2 protein-coding genes are annotated in these 3,771 nt (G+C 68.9%); one reads left to right on the top strand and one right to left on the bottom strand.

What is annotated here, in order from left to right; all coding sequences use genetic code 11:
• Positions 1 to 159: 159 nt before the first annotated feature.
• Positions 160 to 2,631: a SpoIIE family protein phosphatase gene (locus tag ABZ312_RS44895; RefSeq protein ID WP_500440210.1), complete on the bottom strand. Its 2,472-nt coding sequence runs from the start codon at positions 2,629 to 2,631 to the stop codon at positions 160 to 162.
• A 602-nt stretch (positions 2,632 to 3,233) separates the two neighbouring features.
• Here ABZ312_RS44895 and ABZ312_RS44890 point away from each other — a divergent pair.
• Complete coding sequence (locus ABZ312_RS44890) at positions 3,234 to 3,680, top strand: winged helix-turn-helix transcriptional regulator (RefSeq protein ID WP_500440209.1); 447 nt, start codon at positions 3,234 to 3,236, stop codon at positions 3,678 to 3,680.
• Positions 3,681 to 3,771 lie beyond the last annotated feature (91 nt).

Genomic DNA, 3,771 nt, shown 5'->3' with positions numbered 1-3,771 from the left:
GTCCCTGGGCGGGCAGCGGACTGAACCCATATCCTGCATTTCTCGCAAGGACAGTGCCATGAGTCCGGTGCTGCCTTTTGTGTTCGCGCTGCGGCGAAGTGGCTATGGGCCGTGGCCGGCCCGGTCGACGCGATGGGAGCCGTGCTGCCGGACGTGATGTCACGGGCTGGTTGTCAGTGGCTGTTCGGCCCAGATGAGTTTCCCGTCGGGTGCGTTGCGGGTTCCCCACCGGCGGGACAGGTGGGCGACGAGGGCGAGGCCGCGGCCGTTTTCGTCGGTGGTCTGGGGGTGGCGCAGCCGTGGGTGGTTGTTGCTGGTGTCGTACACCTCGCAGGTCAGCGCCCCGTGCTGGATGAGGCGCAGGCCGATCGTGCCCTGGCTGTGCCGGATGGCGTTGGTGACCAGCTCGCTGACGATCAGTTCCGTGGACTGGGCGAGGCGGTCCAGTCCCCACTGGGCCAGTTGCCGGGTGGCCAGGGCCCGGGCGCGGCTGACGAACGCCGGTTCGGCCGGGAGCTGCCACGAAGCGATCTGGTCCGGGCCAAGTGAGCGGGTCCGGGCGAGGAGCAGGGTGACGTCGTCGCTCGGCGCCCTGGCCGGCAGTGTCTCCACCACCGACGAGCCGAGCTCGTCCAGCGTGAGGCCCCGCCGGCTCAGGATCGTAGCCAGGCGATCCATCCCGATGTCGATGTCCTGGTTGCGATCCTCGATCAGGCCGTCGGTGTAGAAGGCGAGCGTTGTGTTCTCGGGCAACTGAACCGTCACGGACTCGAAGGGGACCAGTCCGAGGCCGAGCGGTGCGCCGGCAGGCAGATCGGCGAAGGTGACGCCACCGTGCGGATCGATGATCGCGGGAGGCGGGTGCCCGGCCTGCGCCATCGTGCAGCATCGGGTGGCCGGGTCGTAGACGGCGTACAGGCAGGTGGCGGTCATGGTCGTGTTAGCCGGGTCATCTGGGTCGGCATCCGCCTCGGTGAGGCGGAGGGCCTGCTCGTCGAGGCGGCTCAGGAGTTCATCGGGGGGCATGTCCATATCGGCCAGGGTGCGTACCGCAGTGCGGAGCTGACCCATGGTTGCCGCTGCTTTGATGCCGTGTCCGACCACGTCTCCGACGACCAGGGCGACCCGGGCGCCGGGCAGTTGGATCACGTCGAACCAGTCACCCCCCACACCGTGGTGGTCGTCGGCCGGCAGGTAGCGCGAGGCCACGTCAGCGGCCGCACCGCCCGCCGCATGGTGGGGGAGCAGGTGACGTTGCAGAGCGAGGGCTGCGGAGCGTTCACGCGCGTACTGGCGGGCGTTGTCCAGGGACAGTGCGGCCCGGCTGACCAGTTCCTCGGCCAGGAGCAGGTCGTCCTCCTCGAACGGCGCACGGTCGCCAGTTCGTACGAACGCCGCCACACCCAGCACGGCACCCCGGGCGTGGATCGGGACGACGATCAATGAGTGTGCCGTGCAGTCGTGGATCGCCGCCCGTGCCGCATCGTGGTGATCCACCCACGTGCCGGGCGAAGTGTCCAGGATCGGTTCGAAGTGGGACTTCCCCGAGCGCAGGACGCTGATGTTTGGCGACGTCGGCGGGACAATGACCGCCTCTGCCCGCGCGGCCAGGGCCTGCGAGGTCTCCGGGTGGATCGTGGCCAAGCCCGCGCGGCGGAACGCGGGGGTGCGACCACCCTTGAGGCCGAGGCGTGCCAGGGGCTCCTCGCCGAGGGGAACCGACTCCGCCAGGTCGACGGTGGCGTGGTCCGCGAGGAGAGGCACCGCGAGATCGGCGAGTTCCTGTCCGGTCTGCATCACGTCCAGGGTGGTTCCGATCCGCTTGCCGGCCTCGCCGAGGATCGCCAGACGCTCTTGCGCCCGCCGGCTGTCGGTGGCGTCCACGCTCACGGCGCACACGCCCAAGGCGCGGCCCTGCGCGTCGTCGAGGCGGAAGAACGACGCCGTCAGCGTGTGTCGCCTGGGTGCTTGCGCCGGCAGGAACGTCCGGTATTCCACGTTGAGTGCGGGGACGCCGCTGTGCAGCACCTGGCGCATCAGTGCCTCAAGTTGTGCGGCTTCGGTGCCGGGAGCCGCCTCCGGCAGTCTGCGCCCCAGCCGTCGTGGCATGGGGATGCCGTCCTTGAGGCCCTGGGTGTCGTTCACCCACGTGCAGCGCAGTTCGGTGTCGCGTATGACGACCCCGACCGGCAGACGGCTGGGGAGATTCAGTGTTCCCGGGAGCGACTCCAGCACCGCTCGGTCCGCCGCCCAGGCGGGGGGCGTGCCCTTGCCGCCTGCCGACACGACCCACTGGGCCTGGCCGTTGTGTCCGGACAGCGACTGCACGCACAGGCGTACGTCGATCCTGCGGCCGTCGCGGTGGCGGACCTTGACGAAGCCGGACCGACCGCGGGCTGCGCCCGGCTCGAAGAACGCCGATGCCTTCGCTCGGTCCTCGCTGTCCACCAGGAGGGTCGCCGCGGGGCAGCCCACCACGTCCGCCGGTGGGTATCCAACGAGCTGCTCGGCGGCCCGCGTCCATCCGACCACCCTCTTATTCGCATCCAGCAGGGCTATCGCCGTGCCGGTGCCGGCGGCTTCAGCGGCCGTCCGGACTGTGGTGAACGGCGTTCCGGTGGAGCTGCTCATCGATCATCCTCTCTCTGTGCGACCTGTTGGGCTGCGCCGGGCCCCGGGCAGGCCTTGCGGCGAAAGCACCCGTCCAGAGCGGCAGAAGGCACGCCCTGTTTCCGGCTGGCTCGTGGCGGGTGATCGTCTGTCGGTCGGGCTGGGGGCAGGGCCGCTCACGACTTCAACGTTAGCGGTTGGATTTATATACGCAAGTCAGGGTAGATCGGATTAGATGTGATTGCTTCCTATTTGTAGAGATATGGGGGGTTTCGTGAACTTCGGTCGCGGGCGGTTCTGGGTGTGTCGGCGGCGAGGGCGGAGGGAGGCGGGGCGGGCGGCCCCAGGTGCCGACTCCGGCGAGGGGTGCGGGGTGTGGGTGAGGCATGCGAGGTCTGCGCTATGGCGTGGGGCTCCCTGGAAGCCGTCGACGGTCAGGATTGCGGCAGGGGTGGGCTCGCACGCCTGCTGCATTCGCGCCGTTGCGTGTGGAGGTCTTCGTGCAGCGCGGGGTCTGGATTGCAATACGAGATCCAGGAGAGTATTGTCCGAAATGCTCCAGTCGCGGACGTGTATTGCGCGGGAGGTGGACAGTGTCAACCCAGGGGCAAGGGTCAAGCCCCATGAACGACGAGCCGGCCTGCTCCATCGAGCGCAGCCTGCAGATTCTCGGCGAGCGCTGGACGTTTCTGGTGCTCCGCGAGATCCTCACCGGGACACATAAATTCGCGGAGATCCAGTCGTCCCTAGGCATCGCAACCAACCTGCTCAGCGCCCGGCTCAAGCTTCTCGTCGAGAGCGGCGTGCTGTGTACGCAGGCATATCGGGAACCGGGCAGCAGGCCTCGGCAGAGCTACCACCTGACTGAGGCGGGGCGAGACCTGCGGGTGGTGCTATCAGCGCTCCAGCAGTGGGGCGACCACCACCGCCCGCGCCCCTCGGGCCCCTCCGCGCTGCGACGGACGCGCTCCACCAGCCGCCCCGTCCACGTGGGCTTCCTCGACGACGACGGTCACGAGGTGCCCGCCACCGAAGTGGTCACCATCACGGATACGGCGGCCAGGACCTGACCCCAGTGCCGTGACCGCGTAGCCTCACTGGGTTGGGCATGGCAGGTCGCCACCAACGCCTGCACTGCAGCAGCCACCGGGACGGCGTCAG

Source organism: Streptomyces sp. NPDC006207 (assembly GCF_040613835.1).
In the GTDB taxonomy this organism is placed as follows: Bacteria; Actinomycetota; Actinomycetes; order Streptomycetales; family Streptomycetaceae; genus Actinacidiphila.
Note: the sequence above shows the minus strand (reverse complement) of the source record. Positions and strands in the feature narration are given on the sequence as shown.

Excerpts from the sequence above, each read along its gene's own strand:
- ABZ312_RS44895 (WP_500440210.1), bottom strand. The coding sequence starts at position 2,631 with ATGAGCAGCTCCACCGGAACGCCGTTCACCACAGTCCGGACGGCCGCT.
- ABZ312_RS44890 (WP_500440209.1), top strand. The coding sequence starts at position 3,234 with ATGAACGACGAGCCGGCCTGCTCCATCGAGCGCAGCCTGCAGATTCTC.